Raw genomic sequence first — 18,993 nt, 5'->3', positions numbered from 1 at the left:
CTTGAGACAAGCTCAAGAGTGATGAACTTGATCAATCTTGAAGACGTGGTTGAAGTGTGTCGCTGTCATCGAGAGTTTGTCAAACGTCGACGCAGCTACTGACAGATGATTTTTTCGATCGAGTCGACAAAGGTTTTGACAGCCGATCAGAGTTCGAGATTGACGTCGCACATTTCGGAACTTAGGCTTTAACCACTGCGGAGAGTTTTTAACTCCCGCTTCCCACCTGAAGTGTCGGTCGCGATGCCCTCCTGCGATCGATCCTAGAAATGGCTCGAGCGATGTCCCACCTTTCGCATCGATGCGTCAGCAGCTACAGCAATTCTTTGTTGCTTGTATTCGGAGTTTGTCTGTCGACAGGATCGTTGACGGCAAACGCACAAGAAACCGCTCCGGCAACGCTTCCTCTTCATCAGCTCATTGATTCCACAGTTCATTCTGTCTCGGGAGCAACAGTTGCGCCGCCAGTTGATGATGCGACGTTTGTTCGACGCGTCTATCTCGATCTCATCGGACGCATTCCGACGGTCGACGAAACGCGGGCTTTTCTCGCTGAATCCGACACAAACAAACGGACTCGACTCGTCGACGATTTAGTGAGCCGACCAGAATTCGTCAAAAACCTTGCAGCCCGACTCGACATCATGTTGATGGAAAGACGCGGCGGCAAACACGTTTCCACGCAGGACTTTCGTACTTACCTCGAACAATCGATCAGTGCTGGCAAATCCTATCGCGAGATCGTTTCCGAGATTCTAGGGGCGGACGGAACAGACGAGAAAGTCCGTCCCGCTTCAGCCTTCTTCCTGGAAAGAGACGTCGATACCACGTTGCTCACACGTGAATTAGGAAGAGTCTTTTTCGGCGTCGATTTGCAATGTGCACAATGTCACGACCATCCGAATATTGATGACTACTATCAGGAAGATTTCTACGGGCTGCAGGCTTTTGTCGTCCGGGCGACGCTGTTTCAACCCGACACAAAACAACCTGCCTTAATCGCGGAAAGTGCCGAGGGAGAAGCTTCATTTCGCTCGGTCTTCACGGACCGACAAGGCAACAGCGGTCCACGACTTCTGAACTCTGAAGAGATTTTCGAGGTCATTCTGAAACCAGGTGAGGACTACCAGGTCGAGCCCGCAAAGAACGTTCGTCCGGTTCCGGTTCAGAGTCGAATCGAGTTACTCTCAGAGCTCGTTTCCACACGCTCAATGCCGATGTTTGATCGCAACATTGCCAACCGGCTCTGGAAAGAAATGTTCGGCATTGGACTCGTGGAACCCGTTGACCTGCATCACTCCGGAAACCCTCCCAGCAATCCCGAGCTTCTCGAATTACTGTCCGAGCAATTCACAGCTATGGACGATGATATTCGTTCGTTCATTCGGGAAATTGCACTCAGCCAGACTTATCAACGGTCCCATCTCGTCGGCCTTCCCACGGAACCGGTCGACGCTCTCAAGGAGCGACTGACTGCTCTGGAAGCGACAGCCGAACAGGAACAGCAAAGTTCCTATGAGGTCGACAAGCAAGTAGATCGTGCTTTGGAAGAGGTCGATGCGGCGGACGCAGCGGCCCAGCCACTTCGAAAGCACGTTGCGGATGCAAAAGCTGCTGTCGCCACAGCGAGATCGAAATTCACGGAGGCCGAAACCAAGCTGAATCAACAACTGGCGCTTCTGGAAAAAACGAAGGCAGAAATCAACGCACTTCGCGAAGCACACGAGAAGGCAAAGCTGGCGAGTGAACTCCTCAAAGAGAACGCAGCAATCACCGAGGCAACCGCAACGTTTGCAGCAACACTGTCGCAGACCGAAGCGAACATCCCGACGATAGAAAACGCCATTCAGACAGCACAGACTGAACTGACACCGACGAAGGAGAGTCTCGATTCCGCCCGTGCCAAAGCCGACGAGGCCATTGCTGCCCTGATCCCTGCCGAGCAAAAAATCCGACAGCATCGCGCCGAGGCGATCCGCCTCAGACAAATCTCTTCCGAACATCGCCAGAATTCAGAGCTTGCCCGACAGAAAATGCATTGGCTCGAGCAGGCCATTCAGGTTCGCTCCACATCCGAACGTCTGGCTGAGGCGAATGATCGTATCCGACAGATCGGAGCACAGCTTGAGCAATCTCAAAACGAAATCGCGACGAAGTCCAGGGAGTCGGAATCAACACAAGAACAACTTCTCGCACTGACGAGTCGCAAAGAAAGCCTCAACGACGAGCTCGAACTCATACGGCAAAAATTCGGCGAGGCTCAACGAGTCGAACAACAAGTGAGCGGTTCACTCGCTCAACTCGGACTTGCCCAGCAGTTCGACAGTCTCTCACCGGATCTCGATTCCGCTCGATTGACTCTCGAAGAATCTTTGTCGTTACTCCAGCGATCGAATCAGAGTCTTTCACAGCAACTCGAAGCGAGTAGCCAGTCAGTACAACAGGCAGCGAGTGATGAGGACAAGTGCAGGCACAGACTCACGGAAATTCATTCACAGATTGATGAGCTAAAACAGACGATTGCAATCCATCAGTCAGACTTGGGTACGCAACAGAGTGCAGTCAGTCAGCATTCAGAAGAACTTGCTCGTTCCAAGCAGACCTGGGAAGAGGTTGCGGGTAAACAGCTCCTCGCAGCACGGACGACTCCACTGTCTGCGGAGCAACTCGCTTGGAGCTTTGTGACAGCGACGGGACACCAATCTCGGCAATCCGCGATTGAAACAGCTCGAATCGATGAAGAAACTCGTCAGGCGAATGAAGAGAAGGCGAAGGCTGAAAACGCTGAAGCCAGCGGAACAAACGAGGAAATGAAAGAGGATTCAATCGATCCACAAGTGCGACAGGAAAAGATCGCACAAGCAACTCAAGCGGCACTCACCAAAGATGTCGCCACAATTGCGAATCTCTTTGCATCAGAGGCGGGCCAGTCACAATACGACTTCTTTGCAACTCCCGATCAAGCGTTGTTCTTGTCGAACGGCAATGAGTTGCGGCACTGGTTGACGCCGGGGCATGGAAACCTCACCGATCGGCTCAACCAGCTGCAGGCACCAGATGAAGTTGCGACCGAACTTTATCTCTCGGTGTTCTGCCGTCTTCCAACTCCGGAGGAACTGCAAGCAGTTGTCAATTACATTCAAGACCGCGGTGAAGACCGGCAGGCAGTGGTACAGGAACTTGCTTGGGCACTTTTAACTTCTGCCGAGTTCCGTTTTCGCTACTAAATTATGAAACGAAATTGTTGCTCGTAGTAGATTCAACGGACAACACGAATACCTGAAAGCAAATCGATCTGTGTGTGTTGAACTCGAACTTATCCCTTTAAACACAATTTGAATGTCGGCGATTCCGTGGTCAGGCCAAGAGTGAGAAAGAAGGAAACGTTTCAATGAAGTGTCGATACTTCTGTGACAGCGAAGCACATGCACTTGGTCGCCGCAGCTTCATGCAGGCATTCGGAGCAGGACTGGCAGTCGGCGGCTGGGGGCTTGCATCTCAGTCACAAGCTCTGGCCCAACTCAAAAGCGAGCAGAAGCGAATGCTTGTTGTGTTTCTAGCTGGAGGGGTCAGCCAACTCGAAACATGGGATCCAAAGCCGAAAACAGACACGGGCGGCCCTTTCCGAGCAATTCCAACGTCCGTTCCGGGCATTCACATCTCTGAACTTCTACCTCAAACAGCGAAGAATTTCGACAAGCTGTCGCTGATACGCAGCATCAATTCCCACAACGATGATCACGGGAAGGGAAGCTATCAGATGGGCTATGGCCGTAATCAAATGCCCGGCGTCGCATACCCTCATCTCGGATCGGTGTGTGCCAAAGCACTGGAACGTCAGAATTCACCGCTGCCTGGATTCCTCAGAATTCCCGGAGGAGGACGTGGGAATGATGCTGCCTATCTCGGTCCTGCGTATAACAGCGTGGGAGTTAATGGCAACCCGCTGGCCAACTCAGCACGGCATGGTTCGCTTTCGGATCAGATCGATCAGAAGCGTCATGATTTTCGTCGTGGGTTAAACGATCGCTTTCTTGCCTCTCGCAGAACAGCGGAGACTGAGGTTTATACGGAGAGTTTCGAGCAGGCACTCGGGCTGATGGAGAGACGGGATGTCTTTGATGTCTCGAAAGAGTCGGCTGAGGATCAGGCTCGCTATGGCAGTCACGATTTCGGGAAACATTGCCTGATGGCCAGACGTCTTCTGGAACAGGATGTACCGTTCGTTCAGGTCTCTCATTCCAACTACGATACCCACAATGAGAACTTTAACTTTCATCTCGAACAGATGGCGGAGTTTGACACGCCATTTTCGAACCTGATTACTGACCTCGATGATCGAGGTATGATGGAGTCCACACTTGTTGTTGTGATGTCAGAATTCGGTCGAACGCCGCGAATTAATGCTCGCTACGGGCGAGACCATTGGGGAAAATCATGGTCCATCTGCCTCGGCGGGGCAGGCATTCAACCAGGTGCAGTCATTGGAAAGACAAACGAAAACGGAACGGAAGTGATCGACAGAGAAGTCGCTCCGGGAGACCTCTTCCACACCTATCTATCAGCAGTCGGAATTGATTCGTCAGGAACGTTCGACATCGATGGTCGAGAACTCCCGGTCGCAGATCCCGCACACGGTCCGATCAGTGAACTCATTACTTAAGTGCGCTGCGGAGACCTGTAAAAATCAGAGTCGTCAAACACTGTCGGAATCGCAGATGGAGATCAACTTCACCATGCTTCAAAGTTCAACGAGTGATGTGTCCTTCTTGCGAACGATGCATTGCGGACTGTTCATGCTGTTGTCATTGAGTCTGCTCGCTAATCAGACAAATGCTGAATTGAAAGTTGGTGCTGTCGCGACAGAAGTCACACCTGTTGATCTTCCGGTGTTGGTCAACGGAAGCATGGTTTCACGAACTGTCAGCGATGTGACGTCAAAGCTGCACGCACGGACAGTCGTCATTGATGACGGTGAGGAACGTTTGGCGATCTGCGTCGTCGACAGTTGTATGCTTCCCAAAACACTGGTCGATGATGTCAAAGCCCTCACAGCGGCGAAAACAAAACTCAAGCCGGATCAGATTCTCATCTCGGCGACTCACACTCACTCAGCACCCTCATCCATGGGCGCGCTCGGGACAAGCCCGGATGAACAGTATGTTGCATTCCTTCGCGAACGACTGGTCAACAGCTTTGTAGCAGCTGAGAAGCAACTCGAACCGGCTGTCGTTGGTTGGGGGCAGCAGTACGCTCCGGAGTATACCGCGCTGCGTCGATGGATTTATCGAACAGACAAGCCGCAGCTGGATCCGTTCGGAAATTCAACCGTTAAAGCCAACATGCACGCTGCTCGCAATCCGGATGATGTCACTGGAGAGTCCGGCCCGGAAGATCCGGTTCTTTCACTGTTGTCGTTTCAATCTCCTGATGGACGCCCAATCGCTCTGATCGCTAACTTTTCGATGCACTACTTCGGAGACAAGGGGCTCAGCTCGGATTACTTCGGTCTGTTTTCAAACGGCCTCCAAGAGCAACTCTCGCATCAGGACGAAAATTCGCCGCCGTTCGTGGCAATGATGTCTCATGGTTGCAGTGGAGATATCTGGAGACGCGACTATCGTAAGATCATCGAAACGGGAGAGTCTTCCGAACATCAGACGATTACGGAGTTTGCCGAAGGTCTGATTGGTGTTGCAAAGACTGCATATGACGAAATTGAATATCAGCCCGACGCGACAATCGACATGGCGGAGAGTCGGTTCGAACTCGATTATCGAACTCCTGACCAACAAAGGCTGAAATGGGCGAACGAAATCGTCGCTGAGTTGGATGGCCGATTGCCCGAAACGAGACCGGAGATTTACGCCAGAGAACAGGTTTTTCTGGACGAATTGCAGTCGACCGAAGTTGTCGTTCAAGCTGTTCGAATTGGTGATTTCGCCATCGCGACGACACCGAACGAAACCTATGCACTCTCTGGGCTGAAGATTAAGCGAAGCAGCCCGTTCGCGAAAACGATGGTGATCGAACTGGCAAACGGAGGTGACGGATATATTCCGCCACCGGAACAACATTACCTTGGAGGATACAACACGTGGCCAGCACGGTCTGCCGGGTTAGAAGTTCAGGCAGAGCCTAAAATTGTAGCTGCAGCGAAGTCACTGCTCGAAACCGTCGCTGGTCGACCCGGGAAAAATCCTGAACTGGCGGTCACTGACTCAACACAATACGTGCTCGACCGAAGTCCGGCTGCGTATTACCGACTGAGCGAGATGAACGGGCCAATTGCGAAGGATGCTACACCGAACGGGCATCACGCGTTTTATGAACCCGGGATCGCTTACTTCCTGGAAGGTCCGACGATTGACGAGACGAATTGGGAAGAAACCAACCGCTGCCCACACTTCGCCGGCGGCAGGCTCACTTCTGCTTTGGACAACATCGGTGAAGAATACACGATCTCGCTTTGGATTTGGAATGGGCTTCCGGATCAAGCCCGATCTCCAACCAAATGGTTCTTTTCACGAGCAGAGAATGATATGCCTTCCGAGCGTGGGACACATCTCGGATTAAATGGAAACGGCGTTTTGTGTGTCGGTGCCGAAGGAAACACTGCCGAGGGACTCAATGCTGTACCGCGTTGGACGTGGGCACATGTTGTGTTTGTCGTGAAAGGTCAAACGCTGACAGCCTATCTGAATCAGAATGCAGATCCAGAGTTTCAACTCCAGCTTGACGATTCACCGCGTTCAAGTCCAAGCTTCTTCTTCGGAGGAAGGGCGGACAGGGCATCCCCATGGGAAGGAAGACTCGACGAAGTTGTTGTCTTCGATCGTGCCCTCTCCAGTCAGGAAGTGGAATCAATTCAGAAAGAGTTCGGCACGTTGAAAACTGAATAGAGCATTTTTGATTTTGTGTGCACAGGAAAGAACATCTTGCTCTAACGGTCAATTCTACCCCAGCTGATGAGTGAAGGCGGAGTTGCTGGCCAGTCATTTGCCGTCCGAAGAAATCCGTCAGTGAACAGGGACTTCGTTGTGGACATCACGAAAACACATATTCAGTCAGACTGGGAGGTCAGCAAGCCGCTCCTCTCTTGTCTCTTTCATCCATCAGGAGAGTTTGTCTTCAGCGGTTCAGAAGACTACTGCGTCTGGCGTGTGAAAGTGGCCGACGGAACCAAAGAGCAACTCGATTGTGATGCCTGGGTGCGGGCGCTCGGGTTTGCCGACTCCGGAAACATGCTGATCACCGGAGGCTACGACGGGAAGCTGAATTTCTGGGAAGACATTCTTTCGACTCCGAAGATTCGAAAATCGATTGAGGCGCATGCTGGCTGGATTCGAGCGATTGCAGTCAGTCCCGATCAGTCATTGGTCGCCAGCGTGGGGAACGATTTGGTCGTTCGACTCTGGCGAACATCGGATGGAGAATTACAGCACGAATTTCGAGGACACGAGTCACACATCTATAACGTCTGCTTTCATCCATCACTGCCTCATCTGGTGACAGGCGATTTGATGGGGCAACTCATTGAATGGAACATCACTGACGGAAATCAAATTCGGACCTGGAAGGCGGAGTCGCTCTCGAAGTACGACAATGGGTTCAGAGCCCAAATCGGTGGGTTTCGAGGTTTGACGTTCGGGCCAGATGGCAAAACCCTTGCAGGGTCAGGTATCACGAAAGTCTCCAATGCTTTCGCTGGGATTGGAAATCCCTCCGTTGTCGTTTTCGACTACACAGATGTTGAGAAGATGACTGAGTACCTGACAAAGGAACCGCTACAAGGAGTCGCCTGGAATGTGCGTCTCCATCCCGACGGAACAATCATCAGCGGATGCGGCGGAAGTGGTGGAAGTTTGTTGTTCTGGAAACCGGGGCAGACCGAACAGGTGCATCAACTGAAACTTCCTTCCGATGTGCGGGACCTTGATCTCTCGGCCGATGGGAAACGTCTCTCTGTGGCACTGGCAAATGGGCATCTGGCAGTTTGCCTGATGGATGAAAAATCGCCATCATGAGCGGGAACTCGTTCCGAAACTGTCAGTAACACCTCTCGGTGTTCGTGACAGTTTGAAACGAAATTCGTGCAGTTGGTTCGCTGACTGGTCGAGTCGAATTCCACTTCGCCAATGAATTGAAGCAGCAATACGCTGTCCAATTCTAAACGTTGGGTATTGAATCGGTCTTCGGCAACTCGCATGAACAATCAATTCCGAATCTGCTTCCAAAACTCAGGTGTTTGCACAAGCACGAGCGGTCCGCTCTCGTTTTGTGGTCGCCTCATACGAAAATCGTCGAGAAGAAAGTCTTGTTTATGTTGCGTATCTTTGCTTCGGTTGCTGTTTGTTTATTCTTGTACACGATCGTTTCGTGTTTCGAGTCGTCTGCGTTCGCAGAAGAAGGCAAACGCCCGAATATCGTGTTCATCTTGGCCGATGATCTTGGCATCGGAGACCTGGGTTTCTACGGACAAGAGCGAATTGAAACTCCGCACATCGATCAGATGTTTGCCGAAGGAATGGAGTTCACGCAGCACTATTCGGGCTCGACGGTCTGTGCTCCTTCCAGAAGTTGCCTGATGACGGGGCTGCACACCGGGCACACTTACATGCGCGGGAATGGATCAGAAGTGGTTCTGAGAGATGATCCAGAGGATCGAACGGTTGCCTCCGCACTTCAGGATGCAGGTTACGCGACAGCAATGATTGGAAAGTCATGCGTTTCTGGAGGGATGTCTGACATCGATTTGCCAAACCGAAAGGGCTTCGATCACTTCTTTGGAGTCTTGAGTCATACAGAAGCGCATCACTACTTTCCGAAAGTCGTTTACCGAAACGGGCAGGCGATCGAACTGCCTGGGAACTTCGAGCACGAAGGAGATCAGTACTGCCACGATCTTTATCTTGAGGAAGCGACAAGCTGGATTCGCAAACATTCAGCGGAACCCTTTTTCCTGATGTACTCAGCTCATATTCCTCACGTCAGCCTTTATGCACCGGAGGAATGGAAAGCAAAGTACCGCGGCAAATTCGAAGAGACTCCTGTTACGAACCAGAAGCACTACAGAAACGAGCCTGAGCCGCTGACCACGTGGGCAGCGATGGTCAGTCGATTGGATTGGGAAGTAGGACAGATCCTGAAAACACTCAAGGATCAGAACATCGCTGAAAACACTCTGGTCATCTTCGCCAGTGACAACGGAGCAACCGAAGCGGGCGGACATTCGGAGAAGTCGTTTGAATCTTCCGGCCTGCTGCGGGGTGCGAAACGAGACTTATATGAAGGAGGAATTCGCACTCCCATGGTGGCCTGGTGGCCTGGAACGATTCCTGCTGGCTCAGACAGTGATCACGTTTCAGCGTTCTGGGATTTCTTCCCGACAGCGTGCGAACTGGCCGGTGCAACGACTCCATCAGACTTGGATGGAATTTCTTTCGCACCAACACTTCTCGGCAAGAAACGTGACCAAGAGCAGCACCGCTGGCTCTATTGGGAGTTCTTCGAACAGGGAGGGAAGCGGGCTGTCCGCATGGGCAACTGGAAAGCAGTGCAGGTCAATATGCTGAAGAAAAGTCCGAGTCCCATCGAACTTTATCACCTGGGAATTGATCCACGCGAAGCAAACGATGTGGCATCGGAGTATCCAAACATCGTCGAAGTTGCGAAGCAAATCTTTGAGGAAGCACGAACCGAGTCGCCAATCGAACGATTCAACTGGCCATCCAATCGGTAGACCGAGTTGAAGTTGGTCCAGCTCACACAACAAACAAAAATCGCGAAGGTGCCACATGGATGAGCGCCTTCGCGACTTTTGTATTTGGATGCTGGTTTCAGAGGAGTCGAATTCGGACTCTTCGGAAGTGCTTTTCCTTCATTTGGTCCCAATAGTTGTGGGGAACCGATTAGAGCAAGTTGCTCTTTTCTGTGCACTCGCTTGCACTGTTTCTCAACATAAATGGCTGTGCTTGCTCGTGAGAGATCGTGCACACCAAATCAAGTATGCTCTAGTTAAGGAATGCCAACCAGCCTGAGATGCCATCTTTGGTATCGGTGCGATCCTGAAGCGACGCGATCAAAGAAGCACAGGCGATTCGTGGTTTGGTAACGACCTGGTCACCTTCTTCGAGGCCGCTGATGATTTCGATTTGAGAATCGTCATTAATCCCAACTTCGACGAGTCGCTCTTCAACATGATCTCCGCTTTGAACGAACGAGTAGTAATCCCCGCCGACTTCGACGACTGATTGATGAGGAATTCGGAGAACGTCATACCGCTGGTCTGAGATGATCGAGACATTCGCTGACAGCCCGGGAGCGATCGTTCGAGCAAGCTCTGGATCGATGTCGAGTGCAACGGTCACCTTGTATTCGCGAAGGTGGTAGTTCGGGTAGCGACCGCTGGTTGGGATCTTGGAAACGTGGCTTACCTTGCCTCGGAAAGGTGTTTCCTGCAGTGCGTCAATCTTGACGACTGCTTCTGAGTCATGTCCGATCAAACGGATGTTGGACTCATGGACTCGAAGTTCCACTTTCAGGTTGTCCCGATCAGGGACGTGAGCGATCTGCTGCAGATATCGAACACGGCTGCCTTCTTCGAGTCCTTTGGCGGAGCTGGAACTTTCTCGAGCGTGAATCACTGCACCTGCGTTCTTGGCGATGATCTTGCAAGCTTCAATGTTGGTCTTCAGACGTTCCTGATATGCCTTGTAGATGTTGTAAGAACGCTCTCTCGAGCTGAGCGTGATTTGGCGACTGAGTTCTGCTGATCGAGCAGCGATTTTGACTCTGTCGAGATTTCGCTCTGCTTCCTGACTCTGAGCGACGTACTGCGTCATGTTGCGAACGTACGTGTGATCGGTGTAGATGTTGAGAGCGTCTGTGGCTTGCTTGTATTTGTTTTCCTCGCGGATCACTTTCAGACGTTCTGCTTCGCAGTCATCGTGAGCTCGATATCCTCGTTTGAACATCGAAAGCGTGAACTCGTACGACTTCTGAGCCCGGGCCATTGTCTCTTCTGCGAGGACTTTAGCACTCTCCAATTGATGAAGCTTCTGCGGATGTTCGGCGTTGACATATGCATCCAGCTTGAGCTTAGTGAGTTCGAGTTCCAACTCGGCTGCAGCAATTTTGCTCTCGTTGGTGAGAACCTGAATGTTGAGGTTCTCTCGTGCTTGTTCGAGAGCGGCGATCGAGTTGATGTAGCGGACTTCTCGTTCCTGAAGCCGTTCGCGCAATTCCGCGTCATCGAGGACAGCGATCACATCACCCGGTTGGACGATTGTTCCTTCAGGCAGAATTTCGACGATGCTTGTCGACCATTCGCAGTGATTGACAACAGTGTTCCGTTCTGCGCTTTGCAGCTCACCCTGTTGGGTCACGATTTGTTCGATGTGACCTCTTGTGACAACAGAAAACCCATCTTCAGCAACGACAACAGGTTTTTCGGCCACTCCCCAGCTGACAATCGGGACGCTCATCACCAAGAGCGTCAGAGCGACGACAAGTGAGAGCAGAACTTTTCCGCTGCGTTGGGAACCAACGTGAGTGGTAGGTTTCATGGTGGGCCAAACCTTCAGATGCGTGTTTCCATCGCAATGGTGGGATGACAGCTGAAAGCCGTCAGAGCGATGAAAGGTGGGTGAGTGGCGCAAATCGCATTGCGACCACTGGGGACTCAATTATAAGGCAGTGCAGTACAGAAGTCCAATAGACTCTATCGCCCGAGCTTCCTAATCGGAATAGTTCCTCGACCGAGCAGTTCATAATCGGCCGAAACCGATTCATCTATTCTGTTTGAGGAGAACCGCAACGGTTGGCCGAGATGCAACTCGATTTCTGAAAGTTTGAATTGATTCTCAGTTATGGATTTGAGCGGGGAGGCTGACGCTGCCGCGAAGACGTTTTGGAGCAGTTTTGACACCGATTCTGTTTGTCGAGCGGATGCCCGCACTGATTGCAAAGAGGAATGGGCCGTTCCGCACGCTCCAGCTGCGGAGTCGACTTCAGCTTGGGGGGAGACTTCTTTCGACTGGATCGTGAAGTCTTTGCGGCTGACGTTTTGGCAGCCGAGGTGGGGGATTTCTTCTCAACGGATGTGGCTGCTCCGGAGGATCTCGACGTCAACTCGCTCGATTTGGTCTCTTCTTTCACCAGCGGAGAATGTTCCTGGTCGATCGATGTTGGGAACTCGGTCGAATCTGATTCATCGACGTCGAGGTACAGTTCTGAGTCGAGATCGACTTCGAAATCATCATCTCGCCCCTCATTGGGAGAGGACTCGGCGGGCGAGTCGGTTTCAGATTCCCCCGGACGGACGATCGTCGCACGTGCTTCTCGGCCGCTTGTGGTTTCAATGGCTGAGACTCGAACTCTTCCCTGTTCGTTGTAGCCGATCGTAACCGCGATCGGTGACTTCATTGGCAGATTCGGTGGAAGTTCGTCAATCACACAGTCTCCAAGTTCGACGAACTCTTCACCCTGACTGGCTCCACTTTCGACAATGTGAAGATGAACCCGCTTCTGATTTTCGCGGACTGTTCCGAAGTTCTGCTTGTAGATGCAAGGCAGTTGCGTGTTTGGAGGAATCAAATAGTGCGGGCGGAGAAGATCTGTTTCGGGGTCGCGAACCAGAATGCCTAAGCCTCGCCCGGTCACGCTTCTCTGATGGAATTTCTGCAGTCGAGCGGTGGCTGTATCGTCTAGGGACGATTGTTCCAGCCGCTGTCCACTGAGCAACATTCCTGCGTAGTACGCTGCCCCATGAGCAATCGACTGATCTGGGGAAAGAGTCGTGTTCAGAGTTGTTCCGCTGATCTTCTGAAGCATTTCCCGAACCATCGGCATTCGAGAAGCTCCACCGGTGACGAGTACCGAATCAACATGTGCCCAGCCCAGCTTGTGCTCTTTGAGCATCTGGCGGGTGATCTCTTCGGTGCGTTCGACCAGACTCTTCGAAAGTATCTCAAAGGTATTTCGAGAGATGGCGAAAGTCTTTCTGCGGCCATCGTGCTGGACGAGAATCGAAGCACGCGGCCGAACACTCAGGCTTCGCTTGACTTGCTCAATTTCAGTGGCGAGTGCCTGCATGCTTTCGCGGTCGATGCGTGGATCACTGATGGAGTCTTCGACGTAGCGATCGCAGGCGAAATCTTCGAGGACCTTATTCCAGTCGAGTCCACCCAAACGCAAATCTCCGCCGGAGGCGATGACTGTCACCTCGTTCTTGTTGTAGCGGACCAGAGAGAGGTCAAAGGTGCCGCCGCCGAGATCGAACACCATGACGGTCTGTTCGTTGGCCAGTTCCGCAAACCACATTCCATCGCTTAGAACATGACACATGGCTGTCGCGACGGGCTCGTTAATGATGTCGACACGATCGAGCCCCGCTTCAAGACCAGCTTCGACGGTCAATTGGCGCTGAACGTCACTGAACTGTGCGGGAACGGTAATCACTGCTGCATGGATTCTGCCGAGCCGTTCTTCTGCCGACTGGAGCAGCTTCTTCAGAATGAATGAAGAGATGTCCTTGGGCCGGTAGACCTTGTTGTCCATGATCCAGGTCTTGTTCGGATCACCCATGAACCGTTTCGCGTGTCGAACCACACGATCGGGCATCATCACCGCATTGCGAAGTGCTTCGGTGCCAACGACGACTTCATCACCGTCAAACAGAACAACTGAAGGTGTGGAGAGTTCCCCTTCAGAGTTGGGAATAGCGACCGGTTGACCGCTCGGCGTGAGATGGGAAATGCAGGAATAGGTCGTCCCAAGGTCAATGCCGATCGGATGGACGCGCTTCTTTGTGCGATTCAATGACATGAGCAGCTTTTCGAAATTCGAGTCCAATACCGGAGTTTGTGCTCCAGAAATGATAACACCCGGGATTCAACTGCACCAAGCCACAGGTTGAGAACCTGTGGTGTGATGGCACTCAAACCCATTGGATCAAGCTGTGCGAATCGTGATCGTCAATCACTTTCACGGCTTCAGCTGTGCCCGGATAAAGAAACGGACTTGATGATACAGATTTAACACCCAGAAAGATGCCGCCACTAAAAAAGGCTGTGCAATTTGAAGCGGACAGTTGGGGATAGAAGAGTTCGAGTGAAACTGCGACACCCGCCGACAAGGTTCTAGAATTGTCCGAGCGATTGGCCGTCAGCTCGGTCAAGCAGATTGCGATAAACGGTTGGGGCAATGTTCTCGCTGAGAAATCTCACAGACCCATCGCACAGAAGAAATTGTGCTCCGCCAACATGATGGCTTCCAAATCCACCTGGATCGAACGCATATGAAGCTGGCAATTCCGGTTCCGGTGGACGCACAGGGGCTTCACCGTCCTCCGTGGTCTTCGAGTCCTCTTCCGTGGTCTCGTCACTACCATATCCGCCATATCCGCTGTAGCCAGCACCATACCCCCCGCCGTATCCACTTCCGGAACCGCTGGAGTTGATGTTTTGCTCGTTCCAATCAACCGAATCGCGTGATTTCTGGCCGGTCGCGATTGCGTTCAGGTCATTGTAGTAACGGCTTCCCTCGGGAGTTTGATTGATCGCAGCGCCGCCGTTTCGAAGACTCGATCGAGTGCCTGATGCCCATCCCAGATCCTGAGGATTTCGGACTGCTTCGCCCGCGAGAATCGTTGCAGCTGTCCCGTCGTAGATGTCGTTGTACTGAACGCGGCTGTTGAGAAAGAGGACACCATGGTTGTTGACGTCAATCGATGCTGAAGTCGGATGGTGGTTTCCGGAGTAACTACTTAGAGCTACTCCATGATTCTCTTGGACAGCATTTCGCGGAGTGGATTCAGAAGGGCAAATGTAAACTGAGAGAACAGTTTGACGAGCAGGTAGGTTTTCCTCTGCGTAAATGCTCAGGTTCGGGTCAATCGCAGAAAAGACATTGGGCGCATCAACATACGGAAGAATCGAAGTCAGCCATCCATGGTGATAGCCTTCGGGGAACTGCTCAATCGGGCCATTCAAGTTCACGACTCCGGGAGGAAAGACCTCATGCGAGGCGTGATAGCTGTGAACAGCGAATCCAAGTTGTTGCAAGTTGTTCTTGCACTGCATTCTCCGGGCTGCTTCTCGCGCCTGCTGGACAGCGGGCAGCAAGAGTGCCACGAGGATCGACATGATTGCGATGACAACGAGCAATTCGATGAGTGTGAATCCGGTCCGTCTGGACACGTTCCCTCCAACCAAAATCCCGGGGCAATTCAATATAAACGACCAGTTCGCTTGAGCGGTTTGTTCGAGACTCGGACGTCTGGATCAATGCTGCGGTCGATCGTTCACTATCTGAATACGATCAGTGTTATCCGACCGTTGGTCTAATTTCGCGAGTTTGACGGAATTGTGCAATTCGTACACTCAAAGTCAGGCTGCGCTTCGAACTCGGGAAGCGCTCGAAGGTGCGATCTCAATCCACGAAACACAGATCGATTCGCGCAAAAAAGAACCCCGATGACCGAAGCCACCGGGGCTGCTACTGCACCAACACAGTGCAGTCGCGCGGATTAAAGATTTTCGAATCTGATCGAGCGGAAAAGATCAGGCAAAGAGTTCAGCGACCGATTCACCGCCGTCGACAACCTTCATCGGACGACCAAGCGGGCTGATGTTTTCGTGGTTTGCATCCACTCCCAAGCTCTGGCAAATTGACTGGAACAAATCGTGGACACCGACGGGACGGTCAACGATTTCGTTTCCATCCCGGGAAGTGGCTCCAATCGTTTGTCCACCGCGAACTCCACACCCAGCCAGCCAGACATTAAAAGCCCGTGGGAAGTGATCGCGGCCGCCTCGAGGATTGACGCGTGGCGTTCTTCCGAACTCTCCGGCGAAAACCACGAGCGTGTCGTCGAGCATGCCACGTTGTTTGAGATCTTTGATCAAAGTTGCGGAAGCAGGATCAACTTCCTGCGCTTTGTCGGAAATCGTTGAGAAGTTGTCTTGATGAGTGTCCCAGCCATTCGATCGAACTTCGACAAAACTGACTCCCGACTCGACCAGTCTCCGTGCGAGCAGACAACCTCGCCCGAAATCGGAGTCGCCGTATTGGGCTGTCAATTCTTTTGATTCGTCCGTCAGATCGAAGACTTGTGACTGCGGGCTGAGGACCAGTTTCGATGCTTTGTCATAAAGCTGTCGATGGTTTCGAACGGGCTGCTCTGCGCCACGAGCGGCGAATTCGTCTTCGAGTTCTCCAAGCAGCCCGAGGCGACGTTGATAGCGTGACGCAGACTTTTGGAGTGACAAATTCTGAGGCATCGAACCGGGGCGAGTCACGTTGAACGGTTCGTAATCCACTCCCAGAAAGCCAGCGCCGATGGTCTGTCCGATTGAGACGAAACTTGGCAGGTCGTTCTCGTGATCCGCAAGTTGCTGAGCGATGCAACTTCCCAAACTCGGATGCTTCACACTTCCGGACGGGACGTACCCGGTGTGCATTTGATAGGTCGCTCTCTGGTGGGCGCCTTCTTTGTTTTGCATGCTGCGAATGATAGCGAGGTCGTCCATGACACTCGCCAGTTTCGGCCAGTCTTGAGCGATTTGAATGCCGGGAACAGATGTCGAGATCGCTTTGGTTCCGCCCCCATTCTCATGGCTCGGTTTCGGATCGAATGTTTCCAATTGGCTTGGACCTCCCGCGAGCCAGATCAGAATCATCGACTTCCCTCGCTGACGCAGTTCGTCAGCGTGTAATGACATCACATCGCGGAGCGGAAGTAGTCCGGAAGCCAAAGCCCCGACGGAGAGGTTTCTCAGAAATCGACGACGGTTCAACCGCCCCGAGTTCAGGCAGACAGATTCGTGAACGAATGCGGACATGTGTGTTTCCTTCGAGTCTCTACAACGGATGGCAGAGCAGTATTGTTGGAGCAATTTTCAAAAGAGTTCTCGCCGGATTGCACATGCAACCAATGCGACGGCACTGTCAAACAGTTCGAGAAAGTGCATGATCAACACCTGCTTTCTCTAACGGCGAGTGATGAACTCAGTGGAATTGAGAAGGCTCCAGTAGATGTCTTCGAATGCCTCGTTGCGATTTTTGATTTCGGAAAGGAACCGGGTATTGATGGACATTTCACGAGCAGTGGGCTCGCGGCTGAGGACACGCAGGTACAGCTCTGACAGAGCGTCTTCGTCGTCTGGATACTCGCGGAGCAGTCGAGCGAGCATCGAGTTCCCGGTCCCTCGGATGTTTTGCTCGATGATCGGTGAGTTCATGACGAACAACGCTTGCGGAATGTTTCCGATGATGTCTTCCGATGGTGTCGAGGGATCAACACCGAAGAGTTCTACGAATTGGTTCCGTTCAGGATCGATTCCGTAGCGCTGCTGAATCGCGTTGCCACGATTACGGCCGGGGAAACGACTCATTGAGTTGACATCGAGTACTTCCTGAAGCGACTGAAAGATCTGATCTGCACTCAACCGTGTCGGAACTGCGGAAGCGAATGGCGGTTGATATTCGTCCGTCGGGATTGCGACAAGTCGACGTTGATAGGCTTGCGTATTAGCGATCGTCCGATAGACCCATTTGATGTCGTAGCCGTGATCGGCAAAGCCTTGAGCGAGCATATCGAGAACAGGTTCGTAGAGAGCAAAACGCTCGGGGCCCATATCGTCGACGGGCATGTAAAAGCCTTTTCCGAGCATTTCAGCCCAGACGCGATTCACAAACGCACGAGCAAACCAGGGGTTTGTCGGAGAAGTGACGTAGTCGGCGAGTGCATGTCGACGCGTGAGGTCGGAGGAACCAGGGTGAATTTCTGGTCCGCGAACCTCTGGAATAAAGAAGACAGGTTGTGTGAGGGTTCCCTGTGATGCGGGGTTGTTCAAGTCAGGCATGAAGTATTCAAGTTCACCGCGTCCGGGTTGCGGCATGTTCGCCATATTCCGAACGTTCTCGAATTCTTTCAGTGAAAGTTTGCCATCCTTATTGGTATCCGAACCGGCAAGAATTTGATCAAACCGAGATGCGAGTTGGCCTCTTGCTTCCGACTTGATGAGGAAACCGTCTCGATTCCGATCAAGTGCTCGGAAGATCTGATCAAAGTTCTCAGTCGGTCGTGCGCGACGATTCGATTGTTCCAGCGACCGGACTGCAAAGCTTCGAGGATCTCCCGGTTCTTCACGGCGAACAGTAACTCGCGGAAGAAATGCAGCCAGTCCATGAAACTCGTCGCGAGTCCAGGAGTCTGTCGGATGGTCATGACAGTTGGCACAGCTGAGTTGAATTCCCAGAAAGATGCGGGAGATTTCGGCCGCGACTTCTTGAGGTTCACCGGTGTGAGAGAAAATCAGACCGGTCGCTCCAGAATCCATGACTGATCCAGTTGCAGTGATCAGGTCTCGCGTAATTTCATCCCATGATCGGCCTTCTGAAATCTGCTCAATGAACCAAGTTTCAAAAGCGGGTTCCACCAGACGAATGCGTTGTTCGGTGGCTCGCGAAGTCACGAGCTGCTTGAAATAGCGTCCCCAAAACTTGGCGAATTCTTCCGATGCGATCAGCGTGTCAATCACTTTCGCTCGCTTATCGAGATCAGGATCGAGCCCGAACAGATTGATTTCGCTGGATGAGGGAACTCGCCCGATCAGATCCAGGTAAGCGCGACGTAGAAAGTCTTCGTCTGACGTTTGAGGGGCGACTTCGACATTTTCTTCGAGAAGAAGACGCTGTAGTTCATGATCAATCCTTGATGAAAATTCGTGCTCTGATCCATGACTGGTGCTGTTCCAGACCGAAATCGATCCAGCCACCGCTATGATCATCAAGAGTTTCATATTCAATCCCGAACGAATGTCGTCGATGGTGCCTGCTTCAACAGAATTGAGAAGCTGTCAGGTTTTGGATTGAACACCGTTGAGGTCAAACAGTTCCGGCTGAGTTCAATCTTTTCTCCCCTCCTTCCACCAGCTTGTCCGGGGAAAACTGGCCGCCATTGACGGTTTGCAACTGTTTTTCTTCGCT

At 52.2% G+C, this 18,993-nt stretch carries 10 protein-coding genes; 5 read left to right on the top strand and 5 right to left on the bottom strand.

The genetic code is table 11. The annotated features are described in order from the left end of the window. Positions 1-281 precede the first annotated feature (281 nt). From AB1L42_RS14015 to AB1L42_RS13995, 5 genes are all read left to right on the top strand, one after another. On the top strand, positions 282-3,227 hold the full coding sequence (locus tag AB1L42_RS14015) for a DUF1549 domain-containing protein (RefSeq protein WP_367056581.1): 2,946 nt from the start codon (positions 282-284) through the stop codon (positions 3,225-3,227). 164 nt (positions 3,228-3,391) lie between these two features. Further along, a complete protein-coding gene (locus tag AB1L42_RS14010; RefSeq protein ID WP_367056578.1) occupies positions 3,392-4,663 on the top strand; it encodes a DUF1501 domain-containing protein in 1,272 nt (423 codons plus the stop codon). Between the two features lie 133 nt (positions 4,664-4,796). Then, positions 4,797-6,902: a LamG-like jellyroll fold domain-containing protein gene (locus tag AB1L42_RS14005; protein WP_367056575.1), complete on the top strand. Its 2,106-nt coding sequence runs from the start codon at positions 4,797-4,799 to the stop codon at positions 6,900-6,902. A gap of 138 nt (positions 6,903-7,040) precedes the next feature. Continuing rightward, on the top strand, positions 7,041-8,027 hold the full coding sequence (locus tag AB1L42_RS14000) for a hypothetical protein (protein WP_367056572.1): 987 nt from the start codon (positions 7,041-7,043) through the stop codon (positions 8,025-8,027). 296 nt (positions 8,028-8,323) lie between these two features. After that, complete coding sequence (locus tag AB1L42_RS13995) at positions 8,324-9,742, top strand: arylsulfatase (protein WP_367056569.1); 1,419 nt, start codon at positions 8,324-8,326, stop codon at positions 9,740-9,742. Positions 9,743-10,013: 271 nt separating this feature from the next. On the opposite strand, the gene AB1L42_RS13990 is transcribed toward AB1L42_RS13995, so the two are convergent. The 5 genes from AB1L42_RS13990 to AB1L42_RS13970 form a co-directional block, all read right to left on the bottom strand. Beyond that, positions 10,014-11,567 (bottom strand): HlyD family efflux transporter periplasmic adaptor subunit, encoded by a 1,554-nt coding sequence (locus tag AB1L42_RS13990; protein WP_367056566.1) that lies wholly within the window; start codon positions 11,565-11,567, stop codon positions 10,014-10,016. A gap of 301 nt (positions 11,568-11,868) precedes the next feature. Continuing rightward, complete coding sequence (locus AB1L42_RS13985; RefSeq protein WP_367056561.1) at positions 11,869-13,827, bottom strand: Hsp70 family protein; 1,959 nt, start codon at positions 13,825-13,827, stop codon at positions 11,869-11,871. 314 nt (positions 13,828-14,141) lie between these two features. Continuing rightward, positions 14,142-15,200, bottom strand: coding sequence for a DUF1559 domain-containing protein (locus AB1L42_RS13980; RefSeq protein WP_367056552.1), 1,059 nt, complete (start codon positions 15,198-15,200; stop codon positions 14,142-14,144). A gap of 363 nt (positions 15,201-15,563) precedes the next feature. Further along, a complete protein-coding gene (locus tag AB1L42_RS13975) occupies positions 15,564-16,844 on the bottom strand; it encodes a DUF1501 domain-containing protein (protein WP_367056549.1) in 1,281 nt (426 codons plus the stop codon). A 147-nt stretch (positions 16,845-16,991) separates the two neighbouring features. Next, positions 16,992-18,782 carry a DUF1549 domain-containing protein gene (locus tag AB1L42_RS13970; protein ID WP_367056546.1) on the bottom strand — a complete coding sequence of 597 codons (1,791 nt, stop codon included), beginning with the start codon at positions 18,780-18,782 and terminating at the stop codon, positions 16,992-16,994. Positions 18,783-18,993 lie beyond the last annotated feature (211 nt).

It is taken from the genome of Thalassoglobus sp. JC818 (assembly GCF_040717535.1).
GTDB lineage: Bacteria > Planctomycetota > Planctomycetia > Planctomycetales > Planctomycetaceae > Thalassoglobus.
The sequence above is the reverse complement of the archived record's forward strand: the minus strand, read 5'-3'. Positions and strand labels throughout refer to the sequence as shown.

Coding starts and splice junctions, on each gene's coding strand:
- AB1L42_RS14015 (WP_367056581.1), top strand. CDS start 282: ATGTCCCACCTTTCGCATCGATGCGTCAGCAGCTACAGCAATTCTTTG.
- AB1L42_RS13975 (WP_367056549.1), bottom strand. CDS start 16,844: ATGTCCGCATTCGTTCACGAATCTGTCTGCCTGAACTCGGGGCGGTTG.
- AB1L42_RS14005 (WP_367056575.1), top strand. CDS start 4,797: ATGCTGTTGTCATTGAGTCTGCTCGCTAATCAGACAAATGCTGAATTG.
- AB1L42_RS14010 (WP_367056578.1), top strand. CDS start 3,392: ATGAAGTGTCGATACTTCTGTGACAGCGAAGCACATGCACTTGGTCGC.
- AB1L42_RS13985 (WP_367056561.1), bottom strand. CDS start 13,827: ATGTCATTGAATCGCACAAAGAAGCGCGTCCATCCGATCGGCATTGAC.
- AB1L42_RS13995 (WP_367056569.1), top strand. CDS start 8,324: ATGTTGCGTATCTTTGCTTCGGTTGCTGTTTGTTTATTCTTGTACACG.
- AB1L42_RS13990 (WP_367056566.1), bottom strand. CDS start 11,567: ATGAAACCTACCACTCACGTTGGTTCCCAACGCAGCGGAAAAGTTCTG.